This is a genomic window from Acidocella sp. MX-AZ03 (genome assembly GCF_027626035.1).
GTDB lineage: Bacteria > Pseudomonadota > Alphaproteobacteria > Acetobacterales > Acetobacteraceae > Acidocella > Acidocella facilis.
The window spans coordinates 1,993,961-2,010,800 of sequence record NZ_CP110774.1; the positions used below are offsets into that span (position 1 = coordinate 1,993,961).

A 16,840-nucleotide genomic window follows, 5' to 3' on the forward strand; every position below is an offset into this window, starting at 1 on the left:
CAGCTCGTTTAAGAGGTTATAGCGCCTTGTTTAAGCCATCATTGAGCTAAATAGTTCAAGTGGTGGCCAATAAATCGCGTGGAGGCTTAGATCTTGGGGCTATCGGAAAGCTGGCAGTCAGCTTCACTCGGAAAGCTGCGAAATTCAGACCTGGGCTGGTTGCAGGATGCAGCAGCTTGGCTGTGCTTTCGGCATGCGCGGGTGGCCATAACAGCCGCACTGCCGCTGAATCCACGTCTTATTATCTTTCACACGCTGCCCATAATTATAATCCACCAGGCCCGCCAAGCGATCCATGGGGACCTTACATTAAAGACGCGGCAGCGCATTTCGATGTTCCGGCAATGTGGATCCGCCAGGTCATGCGCGTTGAATCAGGTGGGCATGAATATAGTGGCGGCCATCTGATCGTCTCGTCTGCCGGGCAATGGGCCTTATGCAGTTGGAGCCTGGAACATACCAGGAGATGGCTGACCGCTACGGCTTGGGAAACGACCCGTTTAATCCCTATGATAATATCATGGCGGGCGCCGCCTATATCCATGAGATGTATCAGATCTACGGCTCGCCCGGATTTTTGGCGGCATATAATGCCGGCCCGGGGCGGCTGGACTCGTTCATCAATTATCATCGCCCTCTTCCAAGCGAGACGATCAACTACGTGGCTATGATCGCCCCCAATATTGGCGGTTATTACCCTCGTCGCAGGTCCGCTGCGGATGAGCTCGCCCTGAACACTGAGCCGATGGGACGTAGTGGCGGCATTCTGCCAGACGGGTTTACGCCGGTAGCGCCCACAGCATCGCAATTGTCCGCGCCGGTTGAGGTTGCTTCGCTTGCACCCCGCGCTGGGGCCGAGGACGATTCACCTGCGCCTGTTTCAATTCCCATCTCGTCCATCATGCCGGCACCTGTACAAACGGCGCAGATCCAAACTCAGACCATTACGCCTGAGCAAGCCCCTCCACAGGCCATTCCGGCCCCAGCGCCTCAGCGGGCACAAATCCCTGTGCGTGTCGCATCCGCGTCTACGTCGTCGATCTACGCGCCAAACGCCTTGCCGGTTCCGCCGCCGGCGCCCCCTCCGGTCATTCACAGGACAGAGGTGGCGTTCGCAAGTCAGGCGTTACCGGCCCCGCCCCCCCGCCGGCACGGCATGGATTTTCCTTGGTCCCCTCCGCCATGGCGGCGACGCTGCCGACTCAGCCCGTGGATTTCAACTCGGGCAAGCATAGCTGGGGCATTCAGGTCGGGGCCTATGATAGCTCTTCCAACGCCAAGGCCGCGCTTGGCATGGCGGAACTGACCGGCGCGCAGATTTTGATGAAAGCCCAGCCGATGGTCATGACCATCCACACCGGCGATGGCACGAAATATCGCGCCCGCTTCGTGGGGCTGCATCATGACGAAGCGGTCAATGCCTGCAATCGGCTTTCCACCGGCCCAACGGGATGCGTGATCCTGTCGCCGGACGCGCAATCCTGACCCAGTCCCGGGGCGGCGTCCATGACGTCGGCCCCGGGAGCTTTTCTCCAGCTAAACGGCGCCGTTGGCGATCAACGCCATGCGAACGGCATCCTCAGGAACGTCTCCGCTCGTAAAAGCGCGGCCAATGCCGCGAGTCAGCACGAAATGGAGTTTTCCGTCGCGGTTCTTCTTGTCGAGCTTCATATGCGCCAACAACCTGTCCGCAGATAGGCCGGCGATGCGGGTGGGCAGCCCCACCCCAGCCAAATGCTGGGCGATGCGCGGCGCATCCTCCTGAGGGCCAGCCCCAGCAAAGCCGAGAGATGCGAGGCCAGGACAAGCCCAATGGAAACGGCCTCACCATGCAGCAATTCGCCGCCATAGCCGGTCTCGGCCTCAAACGCATGCGCGAAGGTGTGACCCAGATTAAGAAGCGCCCGACCATCATTGGGTTTGGTTTCCCGCTCATCGTCGCCCACGACGCGCGCCTTGAACTGCACGGCATACTCGACTGCCTGCGCCAGAGCCTGCTTGTCGTCAGCCAACAAGGACGCGGCATGGGCCTCGCACCATTCATAGAAAGCCGGGTCGGCAATCAGGCCAGTTTTTACGATTTCCGCATAGCCGGCCCGGCGCTCGCGCGCCGGCAGCGTGTCCAGGATGCCAGTATCCGCCAGCACCACCAAAGGCTGATAAAAGGCGCCGACGAGATTTTTCCCGTGCGCGGAATTGATGCCGGTCTTGCCGCCAACTGAACTATCAACCTGGGACAGCAAGGTTGTCGGGATCTGAACGAAAGGAACGCCCCGCATAACGGAGGCCGCGGCAAACCCCGCCAAATCCCCGACAACCCCGCCGCCCAGGGCAATGATTGTGGTTCTGCGATCTATTTTCGCGGCCAGCATGTCTTCAACGAGCCGGTGCCAACATGCGAAACTTTTTGAAGCCTCCCCTGGTGGCACGATGAGGGCTTGATGGGCAATTCCCACCTCGTCAAGGCTCCCCTTCAAACCCGCCAAATGCAGATCGGCGACGGTTTGATCCGTGACGATGATGCAGCGGGGCTGGGGCAGCAAGGGCGCAATCAGTGCACCGGCACGCGCGAGCAAACCGTCTCCAATCACGACCTCATAGCTCGATTGGGACAGCGCGACGTCAACTTTTCGGGCCGCGCGATATTGTTCCAGCGCTTGGGCGACTTTGGCAGTGGTCACTTGGGGGGGTCCTCAGATCCATCTACGATGATATCGGCCAACGCATAGACCGGGCTACGCACGGCGGAAAGCTTGCTCAAAATATCCGCGGGATTGCCTGCATTCAAAAGCGGCCGGTGGGTTCTTCCGGAGGTGCGCTGGACGAGCACAGGAATCGGGCAGCGAAGCCAGACCGAAACCGCATATTCGCGGATCGTGGCTCTGGTCTCGGCATCCATGAATGCGCCGCCGCCTGTCGCCAGCACGATCCGGCCTTGGCTCAATAAACGCTTGATGACCCGCTTTTCCCCAGCACGAAAATAAGCCTCGCCATGGGTTTTGAAAATTTCGCTGATCGTCATCCCGGCGGCGCGTTCGATTTCTTCATCAGCGTCAAAAAACGGCAGCTTCAACAATGCGGAAAGCCGCTTCCCAATGGCTGTTTTGCCGGCTCCCATCAGGCCGACCAACACGATGCTTCGTGCCATGTGAGACGCGCTTTCGTCAGGCGCAGTTTGACTATTGAGTGACATCGGCGTGGACGCTTATCACATTGGTTTCAACGGCGTTAGAGGCAGATTATGGCGCAAGATCAAGTCGAAGCCTTTTTGGAAATGCTCGCCGCAGAGCGCGGTGCCGCCCCAAACACGTTAAACGCGTATCAGTCTGATATCATTGACTTTTGTGGATTTTTACCTCCGCAGCAAGGGCTGCTGACCGCACAAGCCTCGGACATCTCGGCCTATCTGCGGAGCCTTGCGCAATCCGGCATGGCCGCCAAAACCCAGGCGCGGCGCCTCTCGACCCTACGGCAATTTTATCTCTTCCTGCTGCGTGAGGGGGTGAGGAATGACAATCCGGCGAGCGAGATGCCCACGCCGAAGAGGCCGAAAAGCCTACCCAAATATCTCAGCGAAAACGAGGTCGATGCCTTGCTGGCCGCAGCCGAACAGATGGATGGTGGCCCCGGTTTGAAGGCACATGCCGGATTGGAAATTCTGTATTCCACGGGCCTTCGAATCAGCGAAATGCTGGACCTGAAGCGCAGCGCGTTCAACCCGAATACGGCAATTCTCTTGGTCAAAGGGAAAGGCGGCAAAGAACGTATTGTGCCCGTTTCCGAGCCTGCACGACGCGCCGCCTCTGCCCTGCAGAGCTTCAGTGGCGCCAAATCCCGCTATCTATTTCCCGGCCGGGATGCCAGCAAACCGATGACACGGCAAGGCTTTGCCTTGCTTCTGAAGCAGCTCGCCTTGGAAGCCGGCCTCGACCCGGCGCGCCTGTCGCCTCATGTTCTCAGGCATTCATTTGCCTCACACCTCTTGGCACGAGGGGCCGATCTGCGCGCGGTCCAAAAGCTCCTCGGCCACGCCGATATCGCCACGACGGAAATTTATACGCATGTGCTGGCGGAGCGGCTGCAAAAATTGGTGCAGGCGCATCATCCGCTTGGCGAGGCAAAGCCTAAGCCGGCAAACGGCTGAAAAGCTTTTTATGAAGCCAGTGAAAGACCGGGTCTCGATGCCGTGCTTCGTGCTGGCGCAAATAAACTTGCATCGCCGGCGGTATCCGCCTTCGCGATGACAGGGGGAAACGTCGCGCCTCGACCATTCCCTGCCAGGCCGCAGACAGGCAGCCATGCCGAGCCGCAATCATCGCGTAAGCACAAAAGAACAACAGCAGAGCCGACATGGGCTGCCGCCATTTTCGACCTATGATAAGCCGGTTGCGCACATAATGGCGCATCCTGTCTCCACGCCATGCGACCCTGGCTTCACCTGCCGTCGCATGAAGAACCTTCAGGCTACCATCATAGATAATACGCCATCCACGGCTGATCGCGGAGAGGCAGAAATCATACTCCTCCCAGGTAAAGAAGAAATTCTCGTCAAACCCTCCGACCGAAGCCCAGGCTGCGCGTCTGATCGCGTAACCGGCGCCGACAAATTTGGTGGTTTCGAATTTTGATTGGTATCGATCGAGCAGCCGGTCCGCATAGCCCCAGCTCGATAGGTCCGGCCCTTTCCCGTCGGACGTCAATATTGCAAAACCCAGCGCGCCAAGTTCTGGCAATCGACTAAAAGCACGCACGGCGCCGGCCACGACGAACCGATCCGCAAAGCAAGCATCGTTATCCAGCCCTATGAGTATCTGCCCATGCCCGCGCGATGCCAGAAGATTGCGCCCCGCGGCAACGCCGATATTCTCGGCGACCGCGTATAATGCGCAGTTATCAACAGCTGAGAGCATCCGCACAAGGGCACGCAGCGTATCGGGAGAAGAGCCCTGGTCCAAAACCGAGATATGGGCGCTGCACCCGCGCTGCGCTTGCGCTGAGGCGATGGCCTGTTTTGTCTCTTCAAGTCTGTTATAACAGAGAATGGTTATATCCGCGTCATAGGCACCGACAGGCGGACGCTGGCCGGCAATCAATTTCGGGACAGTCTCAGACAGCATTATGCGGCCTGAATGGAACTTGCAGCGTTTGAAAAAGTATCTTGATATCGAGCATCAACGACCAGGCCCGAATATATTCAAGATCACTGGATAAGCGCCCTTCCAAAGCGCTGAGCTTTCTGGTCTCTCCACGCTGTCCGCGTATCTGCGCGAGGCCGGTGATACCGGGTTTAACGCGATGCCTGATCTTATAAAGTTTCAGCGCCTGCTCGAAACTTATCCCTTCGACCATGGTTTCCGGTGCATGCGGCCGCGGCCCGACCAGCGACATGTCGCCTTTGAGTACATTGATCAGTTGCAACAGCTCGTCCAGCGACGTACGCCGCAAGAACCGCCCTATTTTCGTAATTCGCAAATCCCCTGCAACGGCTTGCGAAAAGCACGCGTTCCGCACATGACGCATGGTACGAAACTTGAATACCGTAAAGGGCAGTCCCTGCGCGCCGATGCGGCTCTGCCTGAATATAATCGGCCCCGGCCCGCTCACGCTTACAAGGCATGCAATCCCCGCCAAAATCGGTACAAACAGAATGAGCAGCAGCGTGGAAACCACGATATCAAAGCAGCGTTTGGTCCAATCATTTGACGTTACAAGATCGTCCGTCAAAACCGGAACGATCCGGCACGAGCCGCTTTCGCCGCGCAAGCAGGTTGGTATGTTCAACGACACATCGAAAGCAAGCCAGATCCTTACCGGGAACGACAAGATCTCGCGCAACAACGTCGAAAATGCAGCGTCTTCAAATGCATCAAAATCTGAATGATGCACGAACACAACATCCCGCCTTCGTTGGCTGGCGCAACGCGCAATAAAATCATCGCGATCGCGAAATTCAGGCCAATGACTTTGTTCGCGTAGTTCCGCCAGATACAGGACGCCGAGTATCCGTTTTGGCTGTTCCTGTTGGGCTAACGCGAGTTCTAAGTCAGCGGGGCAGTGATCGTGGCAAACCACGAAGACGCCTTCAGAGACTTGTCTCGACGGTTGCGCAGTCTTCAGCAAGAGATGACAGCCAAGCAGCAGCAGCGGCGTGATGGCGAGATCCAGAACGGTCCAATACCCGGTCAGGACAGCCGAATGGTCAAAAAAAGCTGCAAAAGCCAAGGCAGCAGAGCTTGTCGCCACATACGAAATGGCGACCACGACACCGCCATGCCATGATGCACGCAGTTCGAAACATCTATGGGATGCGGCGAGGCTGACCGACAACAACGCCAACGTGCCCCACAGCCCGGCATAGTGCAGCATGTCGCCATTAGCCTCCCCCAGCGCCCGTGTCGCACCAGGAATCAAGAGAATTATAAAAAAATCGGCTATCGGCAGGAGGTATGCAGATCTCGGTTCTGCAACGAAGCGTCTCACAAGCGCGGTCAAGCGATCAGTTAAAGCCACGCGCATACCGTATCCATCCCGATATTCAACCATGGCAAACACCAAAAGGTTGTAAAATTTTTAAATTTTACCTCAGGTTGTATTACCGGAAAACAAACGTTTTGGAAAGAAAATAATTAAAGACCAGTCCAGCGAGCGAACCCGCAGCCACACCAATGATCGGATAAGCCACAACGACGCCGCTCGACGCAACCAGGAAAAAGAAAACGCCGCGATTGGCAACAAAGCCGATCGAGTTCGCAATCAGAAATTTTGCCCACTGCAGATGCAGCGGTGCATGGTCAATGCCTCGAAATGTCCAGATGCGGTTGAGGAACCAGTTGAAGCTTGCCGCGACAACGAAGCTCACCGTCCCCGCCACATATAAATTCACTATAGGATGCAACAGATAAACCGTTGCCGTATCGCACAAAAAACCCAACGTTCCGACGATCGCAAATCGCAGGAACGATGCGCTGACTCCCAAACGAGAGCCGAAGCCCACTATCTTATCGAGCAAATATAGTGGGCTAGCGGCCGTCAAAGCTGTTTTCTCAACCGGCAAACGGATCTTGCATGAGAATGGTATCATCACGCTCCGGGCTGGTGGAGAGCAGCGTTACCGGCGCCTCGACGAGCTCTTCGATACGTTTGACATATTTAATGGCCGCGGCCGGCAATTCCGCCCAGGACCGCGCGCCCTGCGTGCTCTGCGTCCATCCTTCGAGTACCTCGTAAACTGGCATCGCCGCCGCCTGCTTGGACATCGCCGCGGGCAAATGCTTGTAAGGCTGGCCGTCAATCATATAGCCCGTGCAGATTTTCAACTCGGGGAAGCCGTCCAGCACGTCCAGCTTGGTCAGCGCCAGCCCCTGGACGCCGCCGACCTTCACCGCCTGCCGGACCATGGCGGCATCGAACCAGCCACAGCGGCGCTTGCGCCCGGTCACGGTGCCGAACTCATGCCCTCTCTCGCCCAGGCGCTGACCGGTTTCGTCATGCAGCTCGGTCGGGAACGGCCCGGAGCCGACCCGGGTCGTATAGGCCTTGGCAATCCCGAGCACCCGGCCCGCCGCATCCGGGCCCATGCCGGAACCAGAGCCCGCCGTGCTGGCGACCGTATTGGAGGAGGTCACGAACGGATAGGTGCCGTGATCCACGTCCAGCATGACCGCCTGCGCGCCCTCGAACAGGATTTTTTCGCCTTTGGCCTTGGCCTCGGCCAGCCGCTCCCAGACCGGCTCGGCGAAAGGCAGCAGCTTTGGCGCCAGCGCCAGCAGGTCCGCCAGCAGATCTTCCTTCTTGAACACCGCCGCGCCGAGCCCCGCGAGGAGCGTGTTGTGATGTAACAGCAACTCATCCAGCTTGGCCGATAGCGTTTCCGGTTCGGCCAGATCACAAATGCGAATGGCGCGCCGTGCGACCTTGTCCTCATACGCAGGACCGATGCCGCGGCCGGTGGTGCCGATCTTGCGCTCGCCCCGGGCGGCCTCGCGGGCAGCGTCCAGCGCCGCATGCAAGGGCAGGATCAGCGGCGCGTTTTCGGCGATGCGCAGCGTTTCCGGAGTGACCTTGAGGCCCTGAGCCGAGACACGCTCAATTTCGGCCAGCAGCGCATTCGGATCGACGACGACGCCGTTGCCGATGATGCCCAGCTTTCCGTTCACAACGCCAGACGGCAGCAAAGAGAGCTTATAGGTCTGGTTGCCCACCACGAGCGTGTGGCCGGCATTATGCCCCCCCTGAAAGCGCACGACGATGTCTGCCCGGCTGGCGAGCCAGTCCACCACCTTGCCTTTGCCCTCGTCCCCCATTGGGCGCCGATGATTGTCACGTTGGTCATTGTAAAATCCTACTCAGGAGAGGGCGGTAATCACACCCTCGGACAAGAAATGCGAGCAGCCAAGCCGGCGGGCTTCATCGCAAGGCGCGCTGTGCGGTGCAAGCCCCTGCACGGTCGCAAACCCCTCAGCGCGCGCGGCGCGCGCCGCGGCCAGGCTGGAGCCAAACGGTAGATAAAGCCGGGGACGCAGCGTGGCGGGCGGCGTCAGGCGCATGATGCTGTCCGGATAAAGCGTAATGCCGGTCGCGGGCTCGCCATCGCCGCACACATAACGTCCACCACGCCCGAGCTCCATCTGCTGCCCGGTTGCGAACAGCGTCATCGACACCCCGGAATGATAGCGATAGCCACGGAACTCAACCGGATCGACCGTCAGCTGCAAATCCGGCAGCACGGCCTCAACCGCCGCGACCACCTCACCCAGGCGCTCGGCCTGGCCGCGCACGGCCTCCGGCAGCGCCATGGCCCGCAGCGCCGCCACCGCCCGCTGCGCGGGACCACTGGCCTCCAGAAGCTTCAACAGCAAATCCGCCTGCGCGCCCCCAACTCGGCCACGGCAGCGGCATCCTTGCGGTCCAGCGCGTGAGCGAGCGCCGGATGCAGATGCGCCGGAACGGCCTCAAGCAAGCTCGGCACCAGGCGCGGAATGGTCAGATCGATGGAGAGATCCCGCAGCCCCAGCGCTTCGAGCGCGGCGATCGCGGTGACGATGATCTCCGCATCCGCGCTCGCCGTATCATTCCCGATCAGCTCGATCCCGGCCTGGGCGAGCTGGCGTTCCGGCTGCAGCTGGGTGCCACGAACATGCAGGACAGGGCCGCTATAGGTCAGACGCAATGGGCGCGGCGCGGTGGCGAGACGGCTTGCCGCGATGCGGCCAATCTGCGGCGTCATATCCGCCCGCAGACCCATCATGCGCTGACTTTCGGGGTCCATCAGCCGAAACGTCTGCTCCACCGTGGCGGCACCGGAGCCAGAGAACAAGGAATCTTCGAATTCCAGCAAGGGCGGGGTGACGCGCTGATAGCCGTGCGCCGCGAAGCAATCCATAATCGCTTCCACAGACCGCGCCTGCCGCTCCGCTTCCGGCGGCAACAGGTCGGCAAGCCCGGCGGGCAGCAGGGCGGGATGGATATTCGGCGTCTCGTTCATCTTCAACCCGATAATTGGCGCGGCGCTATACCATCATGAACCAGTGGGGCCAATGGACGCGCGCACAAGGCTGGGTTAAGCAACGCTTACTCAACCTTAACGGGTTTAAAAAATGCTCTTCAACAGCAAGCTGTTCGTGTTGGGCTTTCTTCCCGTGGCGTTGGGCGGCTTCCTGCTGCTCGGCCGGTCCCGCCGGTTGGCACTTTTATGGCTCCTGGCATGCAGCCTGTTCTTTTACGCCTGGTGGCGGCCAGAGTTGCTGCTCCTGCTGCTCGGGTCCATTGGCGTAAACTTCGCAGTTGCGGGCCTGGTTTTGCACTCACCGCACACCAGGCTCTGGCTCGCACTCGGAATCTGCCTCAATCTTTGCCTGCTCGGCTGGTTCAAATATGCCGGCATGTTCGGGGTTGAGGGCATCATTCTGCCTTTGGGCATTTCCTTTTTCACCTTTCAGCAGATCATGTTCCTGGTCGATCTGTCCAAAGGCGAGATCGATCCCCCTCCCCTGCTCGATTATGCCTGTTTCGTAGCATTTTTCCCTCATTTGATCTCCGGGCCATTGGTGCGACCCGGCCATATCCTGCCGCAACTTAAGATGCTGGAACCCCGCGAGGGCATAAGCTCGCGGCTGCCGGCAGGCTTTGAGTTGTTTCTTCTGGGGCTGGCAAAAAAGCTGGTGCTCGCCGATGGGCTGGCGCATTTTGCCGGCCCTGGCTTTGCCGCCGCTGCCCGCGGCGAGCCAATTTCACTGATCGAGGCCTGGGTCGCGCTCCTGGCCTATGGGCTGCAAATCTATTTCGACTTTTCCGGTTATTCAGACATGGCCATCGGCCTGGCGCAATTATTCGGCATCCGCTTTCCGGTCAATTTCCGTTCCCCGTATCAGGCTGGGAATATCAGTGAGTTCTGGACCCGATGGAACATCACGCTGAGTTCGTTCCTGAAAGATTATCTCTACATCCCTTTGGGCGGCAACCGGCACGGCGAGGGCAAGCGTGTTCGCAACCTGTTGATCACCATGCTGCTGGGGGCTTATGGCATGGCGCGGCCTGGCGCTTCGTGCTGTGGGGCGGGCTACATGGGCTCTTTCTGGTGCTTCATGGCTGGAGCAGGCGCTGGCATCTGCGCTGGCCGAAAGGCGTTTCATGGGGACTTACATTGCTGTGCGTGCTTCTGGCCTGGGTCCCGTTCCGCGCGCAAAACCTTGCCGCCGTCGCGCAAATGTATCGGGGGCTCGCGGGGTTGAATGGGCTGGCGGTCCCCGCTCTGCTCGCGCCACTTCTTCCAGGCCTGGGACATATCGTGCCCGTGCTGCCCTGGCTTGGCGATGCACGCAGCATTAGCCTGCCGCAGAGCGTGATGATGCTGGCGCTGGGCTGGTTCATCGCGCTCTGTCTGCCGTCTCTCGATCATATGAGCGAGAGACGGCGCAGCCTCGCCTTGATCTCCAGCCTGGCCTTCACGGCACAAGCGCTCTTTTTCGCGCCGTCCGCGATACCTTTTCTTTATTTCCAGTTCTGATGCGCAGGCTGGTGCGAAACGCGCTGCTGGCGGTGGGGCTGTATGCGGTGCTGTTCGGGTTTCTGCTGGACCGGCCGCTGTCACTGGGACCGCTTCGCGCTGAATTGCAGCAAAAAGCCAGCCGACTCTCCCGCCTACCCTCCCCAAAGCTGGTGATTTTGGCGGGATCCAACGGACCTTACTCCCACAGTTGCGCGGTGATCGGGCAGATGCTCGAACTGCCCTGCGAAAATGCCGGAATCGCCGTGGGCTTCGGGCTGGATGAAATCTTCAACCGATATGACGCGCCCCTGCGGCCCGGCGATATTGTGTATATGCCGATGGAGTTCAGCCAGTACGTAATGAGTGCCGCGCAATACCGCGCCTTCGCCGATGGCGAGATGTTGCTTCGCCATGATCGGTCCGCTCTGCTCAAACTGCCTCCGGGGCGTGTGGCTGGCGCGTTATTTTGCTGTACGCTGGCTGATGCCTTGGAGGCGCTGGTGGAGCTGCCCCTGGCAAGGATGAACAGAAATCGCCTCAACCGGGAATATAACGCCGAAGGAGACCGGATCGACAACCAACTGGCGGGTGCCGATCATGCGCTGCTTGCCGCCGCCCCGTCCTCCTATCCGTTCACCGCACGGGATATCGAGACCGGCTACGGCACCCGGTTGATTGAGCGGTTCATAAGCCGCCAACGCGCCAAAGTCGTGATCGTGATCGGCGGTTGGCCGGTGGAGCTGGCCAGCATCCATATTCGGCCCGCAACGCTGGCCGCCGTGGCCCGGATTTACGGGGGGGATTTTCTCGACCTCGAAAACAAGAGCCGGTATCCGTCGGCTGATTTCTTCAACGGGCCCGAACATCTGGTTCAGCCCTGCCAATTCAAACATTCGATCATGGTCGCCCGGGCGCTTGGCCGCATGCTCCACAGAGCTGTATCACCGCCCCGTCCGGTCGTCTCTGCGTTGGCATCCACATGCCCAGGCTGAAGGCATGAGGCTTCCCGCAACAACGAAAATTTGAGGCTTTAGACAATCTTGGCCTCGAACGGCGGTAGATAATCCGGCGCGTCGAATTCCAGCACCCAGATATCAGGATCGAAACGGGTCTGCTTGGCGATATAATCGTCGGCGACCTGTTCACTGACCGGCTCAGCACCCGTGGCGCGCATCCAGGCCAGCTCGCCGGCGACGTCGCGAAATTGGCTAAGGACGATGGAACCGCTACGCCCATAGAGCTTCACCAGCACGCCACCGGCATCCGGATCCCCCTTTCGGACCACGACGCCCGGCTTATTGTCCAGCGTTCCCAGCCGCAATGAAGCCGCAACCCAAATCGCCGCCTTGATCCTGACATCGCCCATGGTAAGTCCTGTTTAAATGCCCTTGCTGCAGGACGCCCTCCTGAAGCCGCGGGTCTTGGTTTGAAACTCAAGAGTTTGGAGTTGCCCGCATGTTCCGCTCGCTGCGTATCGCCATTGCCGCAAGCCTGGCTCTCATCCCATTCGCTAACACGGCAAGGGCGGCGGACAAAATCAGCTTTGGCCTGGATTGGGTCGCGGAACCGGAATATGGCGGCTATTACGAGGCGATCGCCGAAGGGCTTTATAAGAAAGCCGGGCTGGATGTCACCATCTTCCAGGGCGGACCGCAGGTGAACACGGCGCAATTGCTGATTTCGGGCAAGCTGGATTTCGACATCACCTCCAACGCGTTTCTGGCTCTGAACTTCGTGCAGGAACACATCCCTTACGAAGTGGTCGCCGCCGGCTTTCAAAAAGATCCGGACTGCCTGATCGCACATCCAGGCCAGGGCGATGATCACTTCGCCGATCTGAAAGGCAAACCGATCGCGGTCTCGACCGACACACGCGCCAGCTGGTGGCTCTTCCTCAAGGCAAAATACGGCTACTCGGACGCCCAGCTGCGGCCTTATGGATTTTCACTGACGCCTTTCCTGACCAACAAGACCGATATCCAGGAAGCCTACGTCACCTCCGAGCCTTATCTTGTGCATCAGGCCACGGGCGAATGGCCTGTCGTGCTGGCGCTGCCGGACGCTGGGTTTGACGGCTATGCCAGCCTCATCGCGACCAGCGACAAGATGGTGAAAACCCACCCGGACCTGGTGAAACGCTTCATCGACGCCTCCGCGCAGGGATGGTACGATTTCCTCTATAAAGACCCCAAGCCAGCCTTTGCAGCGATCAAGGCCGCCAACCCCGATATGACAGAGGGGTTGATGCAATTCGGGTACGAACAACTCAAGCAGAGGGGGATCGTGGATTCCGGCGACGCCAAAACGCAAGGCATCTACGCGATGACCAATGCCCGCTGGAAAAGCTTTTTCAATCAGATGGCCGCCACGGGAATGTATGACAAGACGCTTGATTATAAGAGCGCCTATACGCTGGAATTCGTCGATCACGGCCGGCCGGCGCAGAATTAATGATCTCACTGCGCCACGTCGCGAAGCAATTCGTCTCCGGCACCAAGGCGCTGGAAGATATCGACGCCGAGATCCAACCCGGTGACTTTGTCGCCCTGCTCGGCCCCTCGGGCTGCGGCAAATCCACGCTGTTGCGTCTGCTCTCCGGGTTGGAGCACCCGTCCTCGGGCGAGATCGACTGGGGCCATAATGGGCCGCCGGCAACCGGCGAGATCGGCTATGTCTTTCAGGACCCGACTTTGCTGCCCTGGGCCGATGCCGCGGAAAATGTCTATCTGCCCTTGCGGCTTCGTGGCGTGAGCCGGGCCGCTGCGATGCCACGGGTCTCTGCCATCTTGAAGCAAATGGGGCTGGCCGGGTTTGAGCAGGCCAAGCCCAAATCATTGTCGGGCGGCATGAAAATGCGCGTCTCCATCGCCCGCGCCCTCGTCTCCAAGCCCTCTTTGCTGCTCCTTGATGAGCCTTTCGCCGCGCTGGACGAATTCACCCGCCACCGTCTGCAGGACGACCTGCTCGCCTTGTGGCGCGAAAACCGCATGACCGTGATCTTCGTGACCCATTCAATATATGAGGCGGCCTATCTTGCCAGCCAGATCATCATCATGACCAGCCGGCCCGGACGGATTTTTACGACGATCACCTCAGACCTGCAGGATGAGGCACAGCGCCGGAACAGCCCCGCCTACCATGCCATGGTGAGTCAAATCACCGAATGCTTCCAGCGTTCCGTGCCAGCATGACCAGAACCATGACCAAGCTCGCACCTTTTATCTTCTTGTTGCTTGCCCTGGGCCTTTGGCAGGCGGCGGTCTGGATCGGCAATGTGCCGAGCTATGTCATGCCGGGCCCGGTCGCCATCGCCACCGCGTTTTTCAAAGCCCGCTGGGCGCTCGGGGCGGGATTGCTCTCGACCCTGGCCGTCACGGTCTCCGCCCTGCTCGCCTCCACCATCCTCGGTGTCGTGCTGGCACTTGCGATGGCCGCCAGCCCGCTCTTTCGCGCCGCGGTGCAGCCTTGGGCGGTCATGCTGCAGGTCACGCCAGTGGTTGCCATCGCGCCGCTGATCATCATCTGGGTTGGCCAACCATTCCTGGCGCTGGTTGCCTGCGCGATGGTGGTTTCGTTTTTCGCGATCCTTTCAAACACGGCCGCCGGCCTCGCCGGCACGCCGGCCGAACTGCTCGACCTGTTCAAACTGAATGGCGCACGGCGCTGGCAGGTTCTGCTGCATCTCTCACTGCCCTACGCCTTGCCCTTCTTTCTGACGGGATTGCGGCTCGCCGGCACGCTGGCGCTGGTCGGGGCCGTCGTCGCGGAATTCGTGGCGGGCTCTGGCGGCTTTGCGTCCGGGCTGGCCTGGGAGATCATCGAGGCAAGCTATCGGCTTGAAATCCCGCGCATGTTTGCCGCCTTGTTTCTGCTCGGCGCGACAGGCGTTGCGATTTACGCTTCGCTGGGTGCTTTGGAGCGGCTGATCCTGACAAGACGGGACGGCCCATAGGCATCCATGCTTGAGCTGCCAAACAAAGCCATGTCGGTTTAAATTCGATTGAATTTTTCGAAAGCCAAGCTAGGTTCGGCTCAGAATTGGAGATGCGTATGACGACGACAGATAAAAAACTCAGCAAGGGCCAGCTCGCTTATGAGCAGGAGCGCGCCAAGAAAGCCGGCAAGAGCCTGGATGATTGGATGAAGCATAAAGCCAGGCTGGCAGCCGAAACAGCACAGCGTACTGCTCCCCCTGTCGAAAAGAAAAAAGGGTTTCTGTCCCGTTTGCTGGACAAAGCGCACAAGCCGATCTGAACCGAGGCGGGATCGTCAAACAAAGAAAGGCAGGCCGTGGGGCCTGCCTTTCTTTTTTATCCCAGGAAGCGCGAAGATTACGCTTCGCTGTCGTCCTCGGCCGCAACTTCCGGCTTCGGACCCGAATCCTGGCCCTTCGCGGAAACGTCACGGTCAACCAGCTCGATCACCGCCATGTCAGCCGCGTCGCCATAGCGCATGCCAGCCTTCAACACCCGGGTATAGCCGCCGGAGCGGGTCTTGTAGCGCGTGGCCAGCGTGTCAAACAGCTTGGCGACGATCGTCTCGTCACGCAGCTTGTCATAGGCCTGACGGCGCGCATGCAAACCGCCGCGCTTGCCGAGGGTGATGAGCTTCTCCGCCACCGGACGCAGTTCCTTCGCCTTCGGCAAGGTGGTGGTGATCTGCTCGTGCTTGATCAGCGCGACAGCCATGTTGCGAAACATGGCCTGGCGGTGGGAGGAGGTGACGCCGAGTTTCCGGCCGGCAATTCCGTGACGCATGATGAGGTGTTCCTGGTTAGACGATAATTAGAAGGGTTGATCGGAGCGCTTGGCCAGCTCTTCAATATTCTCAGGCGGCCAATCGGGCACGGTCATGCCCAGGGACAGCCCCATCGCGGTCAACACTTCCTTGATTTCGTTCAAGGACTTGCGCCCGAAATTCGGGGTGCGCAGCATTTCCTGCTCGCTCTTCTGCACCAGATCGCCAATATACACGATATTGTCGTTCTTCAGGCAGTTGGCGGACCGAACGGACAGCTCCAGCTCGTCGACCTTGCGCAGCAGATTCGGGTTGAACGGCAGCTCGATCCGCGGCTCTTCCGGACGGGCCCGCTGCGGCTCCTCGAAATTGACGAACATGCTGAGCTGGTCCTGCAGGATGCGCGCGGCCAATGCCACCGCATCCTCAGGCGTCACCGCGCCGTTGGTCTCAACCTCGAGAATCAGCTTGTCATAGTCCGTCACCTGGCCGACGCGGGTCTTCTCAACCTTGTAGGAGACGCGCTTGACCGGGGAATAGATCGCATCGACCGGGATCAGACCGATCGGCGCATCTTCCGGGCGATTATTCGCGGCCGGCTCATAGCCGCGGCCGGCATTCACCGTGAATTCCATGCCGAGCTGCGCGCCGTCATCCAGCGTGCAGAGCACGAGATCGGGATTCATGATCTCGATATCGTGGCCGGCCTGGATCTGGCCCGCCTTCACTTCGCCCGGACCGGTCGCGGTGAGCACCATGCGCTTGGGCCCCTCGCCATGCATCTTCACGGCGAGCTGCTTGATGTTCAGCACGATGTCGGTGACATCTTCGCGCACGCCCGGAAGCGTGGAGAATTCATGCAGTACGCCATCGATCCGCACGGCCGTAACGGCCGCGCCCTGCAATGACGAGAGCAGGATCCGCCGCAGCGAATTGCCCAGCGTCATGCCAAAGCCACGTTCCAGCGGCTCAGCGATGATCGTCGCCACGCGCGTCGCATCGGACCCGAACTCGACATCGAGCTGTTCCGGCTTGATCAGCGTCTGCCAGTTGCGCTGCAGAGACAAATTCGACTCTTTCAACATCTACCCCTCCGGCCCGGCAGCGGTGATGAGA

The 16,840-nt window shown here is 59.7% G+C and carries 15 protein-coding genes and 4 pseudogenes; 10 read left to right on the forward strand and 9 right to left on the reverse strand.

The window, feature by feature from the left end; genetic code table 11:
• Positions 1-466 precede the first annotated feature (466 nt).
• Both GT370_RS11030 and GT370_RS11035 read left to right on the forward strand, forming a co-directional pair.
• Positions 467-571, forward strand: a pseudogene (locus GT370_RS11030) (hypothetical protein); the annotation flags it as partial.
• Between the two features lie 596 nt (positions 572-1,167).
• Positions 1,168-1,485: an SPOR domain-containing protein gene (locus GT370_RS11035; RefSeq protein WP_270183080.1), complete on the forward strand. Its 318-nt coding sequence runs from the start codon at positions 1,168-1,170 to the stop codon at positions 1,483-1,485.
• A gap of 51 nt (positions 1,486-1,536) precedes the next feature.
• On the opposite strand, the pseudogene aroB reads toward GT370_RS11035, so the two are convergent.
• Positions 1,537-3,148, reverse strand: a pseudogene (aroB, locus tag GT370_RS11040) (3-dehydroquinate synthase).
• A 93-nt stretch (positions 3,149-3,241) separates the two neighbouring features.
• On the opposite strand from aroB, the gene GT370_RS11050 reads away from it, so the two are divergent.
• Entirely contained in the window at positions 3,242-4,144 is a 903-nt protein-coding gene (locus GT370_RS11050) for a site-specific tyrosine recombinase XerD (RefSeq protein ID WP_008494583.1), read from the forward strand.
• On the opposite strand, the gene GT370_RS11055 is transcribed toward GT370_RS11050, so the two are convergent.
• The 5 genes and pseudogenes from GT370_RS11055 to GT370_RS11075 all read right to left on the reverse strand — a co-directional run bounded on the left by GT370_RS11055 (position 4,125) and on the right by GT370_RS11075 (position 9,484).
• On the reverse strand, positions 4,125-5,117 hold the full coding sequence (locus GT370_RS11055; RefSeq protein WP_008494582.1) for a glycosyltransferase family 2 protein: 993 nt from the start codon (positions 5,115-5,117) through the stop codon (positions 4,125-4,127). The genes GT370_RS11050 and GT370_RS11055 overlap by 20 nt on opposite strands.
• Complete coding sequence (locus GT370_RS11060; RefSeq protein WP_051060329.1) at positions 5,107-6,543, reverse strand: exopolysaccharide biosynthesis polyprenyl glycosylphosphotransferase; 1,437 nt, start codon at positions 6,541-6,543, stop codon at positions 5,107-5,109. The genes GT370_RS11055 and GT370_RS11060 overlap by 11 nt, the downstream gene beginning before the upstream one ends.
• Positions 6,544-6,592: 49 nt before the next feature.
• Positions 6,593-7,054, reverse strand: a complete 462-nt coding sequence (locus tag GT370_RS11065; protein WP_270183082.1) for a GtrA family protein — start codon at positions 7,052-7,054, stop codon at positions 6,593-6,595.
• Positions 7,044-8,332: pseudogene (locus tag GT370_RS11070) on the reverse strand (adenylosuccinate synthase). Before GT370_RS11070 ends, GT370_RS11065 begins: the two are co-directional and overlap by 11 nt.
• A 13-nt stretch (positions 8,333-8,345) precedes the next feature.
• Positions 8,346-9,484: pseudogene (locus tag GT370_RS11075) on the reverse strand (ATP phosphoribosyltransferase regulatory subunit).
• A gap of 112 nt (positions 9,485-9,596) precedes the next feature.
• Between GT370_RS11075 and GT370_RS11080 the strand changes: the two are divergent.
• From GT370_RS11080 to GT370_RS11090, 3 genes are read left to right on the forward strand one after another with little or no spacing between them, the layout of a single operon-like run.
• Positions 9,597-10,730, forward strand: coding sequence for an MBOAT family O-acyltransferase (locus tag GT370_RS11080; protein WP_270183083.1), 1,134 nt, complete (start codon positions 9,597-9,599; stop codon positions 10,728-10,730).
• A 56-nt stretch (positions 10,731-10,786) separates the two neighbouring features.
• Positions 10,787-11,005, forward strand: coding sequence for a hypothetical protein (locus GT370_RS11085; RefSeq protein WP_270183084.1), 219 nt, complete (start codon positions 10,787-10,789; stop codon positions 11,003-11,005).
• A gap of 11 nt (positions 11,006-11,016) precedes the next feature.
• The gene (locus GT370_RS11090) at positions 11,017-11,979 is read left to right on the forward strand and encodes a hypothetical protein (protein ID WP_270183085.1); all 963 of its coding nucleotides are present in this window, start codon (positions 11,017-11,019) and stop codon (positions 11,977-11,979) included.
• Between the two features lie 38 nt (positions 11,980-12,017).
• Here the strand turns inward: GT370_RS11090 and GT370_RS11095 are convergent, their stop codons facing one another.
• Positions 12,018-12,353 carry a DUF1491 family protein gene (locus tag GT370_RS11095; protein ID WP_008494574.1) on the reverse strand — a complete coding sequence of 112 codons (336 nt, stop codon included), beginning with the start codon at positions 12,351-12,353 and terminating at the stop codon, positions 12,018-12,020.
• Positions 12,354-12,442: 89 nt separating this feature from the next.
• Between GT370_RS11095 and GT370_RS11100 the strand changes: the two genes are divergently transcribed.
• From GT370_RS11100 to GT370_RS11115, 4 genes are all read left to right on the forward strand, one after another.
• Positions 12,443-13,438 (forward strand): ABC transporter substrate-binding protein, encoded by a 996-nt coding sequence (locus GT370_RS11100; RefSeq protein ID WP_008494573.1) that lies wholly within the window; start codon positions 12,443-12,445, stop codon positions 13,436-13,438.
• Positions 13,438-14,178 (forward strand): ABC transporter ATP-binding protein, encoded by a 741-nt coding sequence (locus tag GT370_RS11105; RefSeq protein ID WP_008494572.1) that lies wholly within the window; start codon positions 13,438-13,440, stop codon positions 14,176-14,178. Before GT370_RS11100 ends, GT370_RS11105 begins: the two co-directional genes overlap by 1 nt.
• Positions 14,175-14,939, forward strand: a complete 765-nt coding sequence (locus GT370_RS11110) for an ABC transporter permease (protein WP_008494571.1) — start codon at positions 14,175-14,177, stop codon at positions 14,937-14,939. Before GT370_RS11105 ends, GT370_RS11110 begins: the two co-directional genes overlap by 4 nt.
• 98 nt (positions 14,940-15,037) lie before the next feature.
• On the forward strand, positions 15,038-15,241 hold the full coding sequence (locus tag GT370_RS11115; RefSeq protein WP_008494569.1) for a hypothetical protein: 204 nt from the start codon (positions 15,038-15,040) through the stop codon (positions 15,239-15,241).
• 77 nt (positions 15,242-15,318) lie between these two features.
• Here the strand turns inward: GT370_RS11115 and rplQ are convergent, their stop codons facing one another.
• A complete protein-coding gene (gene rplQ / locus GT370_RS11120) occupies positions 15,319-15,744 on the reverse strand; it encodes a 50S ribosomal protein L17 (RefSeq protein WP_008494568.1) in 426 nt (141 codons plus the stop codon).
• Between the two features lie 27 nt (positions 15,745-15,771).
• On the reverse strand, positions 15,772-16,791 hold the full coding sequence (locus GT370_RS11125) for a DNA-directed RNA polymerase subunit alpha (RefSeq protein ID WP_008494567.1): 1,020 nt from the start codon (positions 16,789-16,791) through the stop codon (positions 15,772-15,774).
• Positions 16,792-16,840 lie beyond the last annotated feature (49 nt).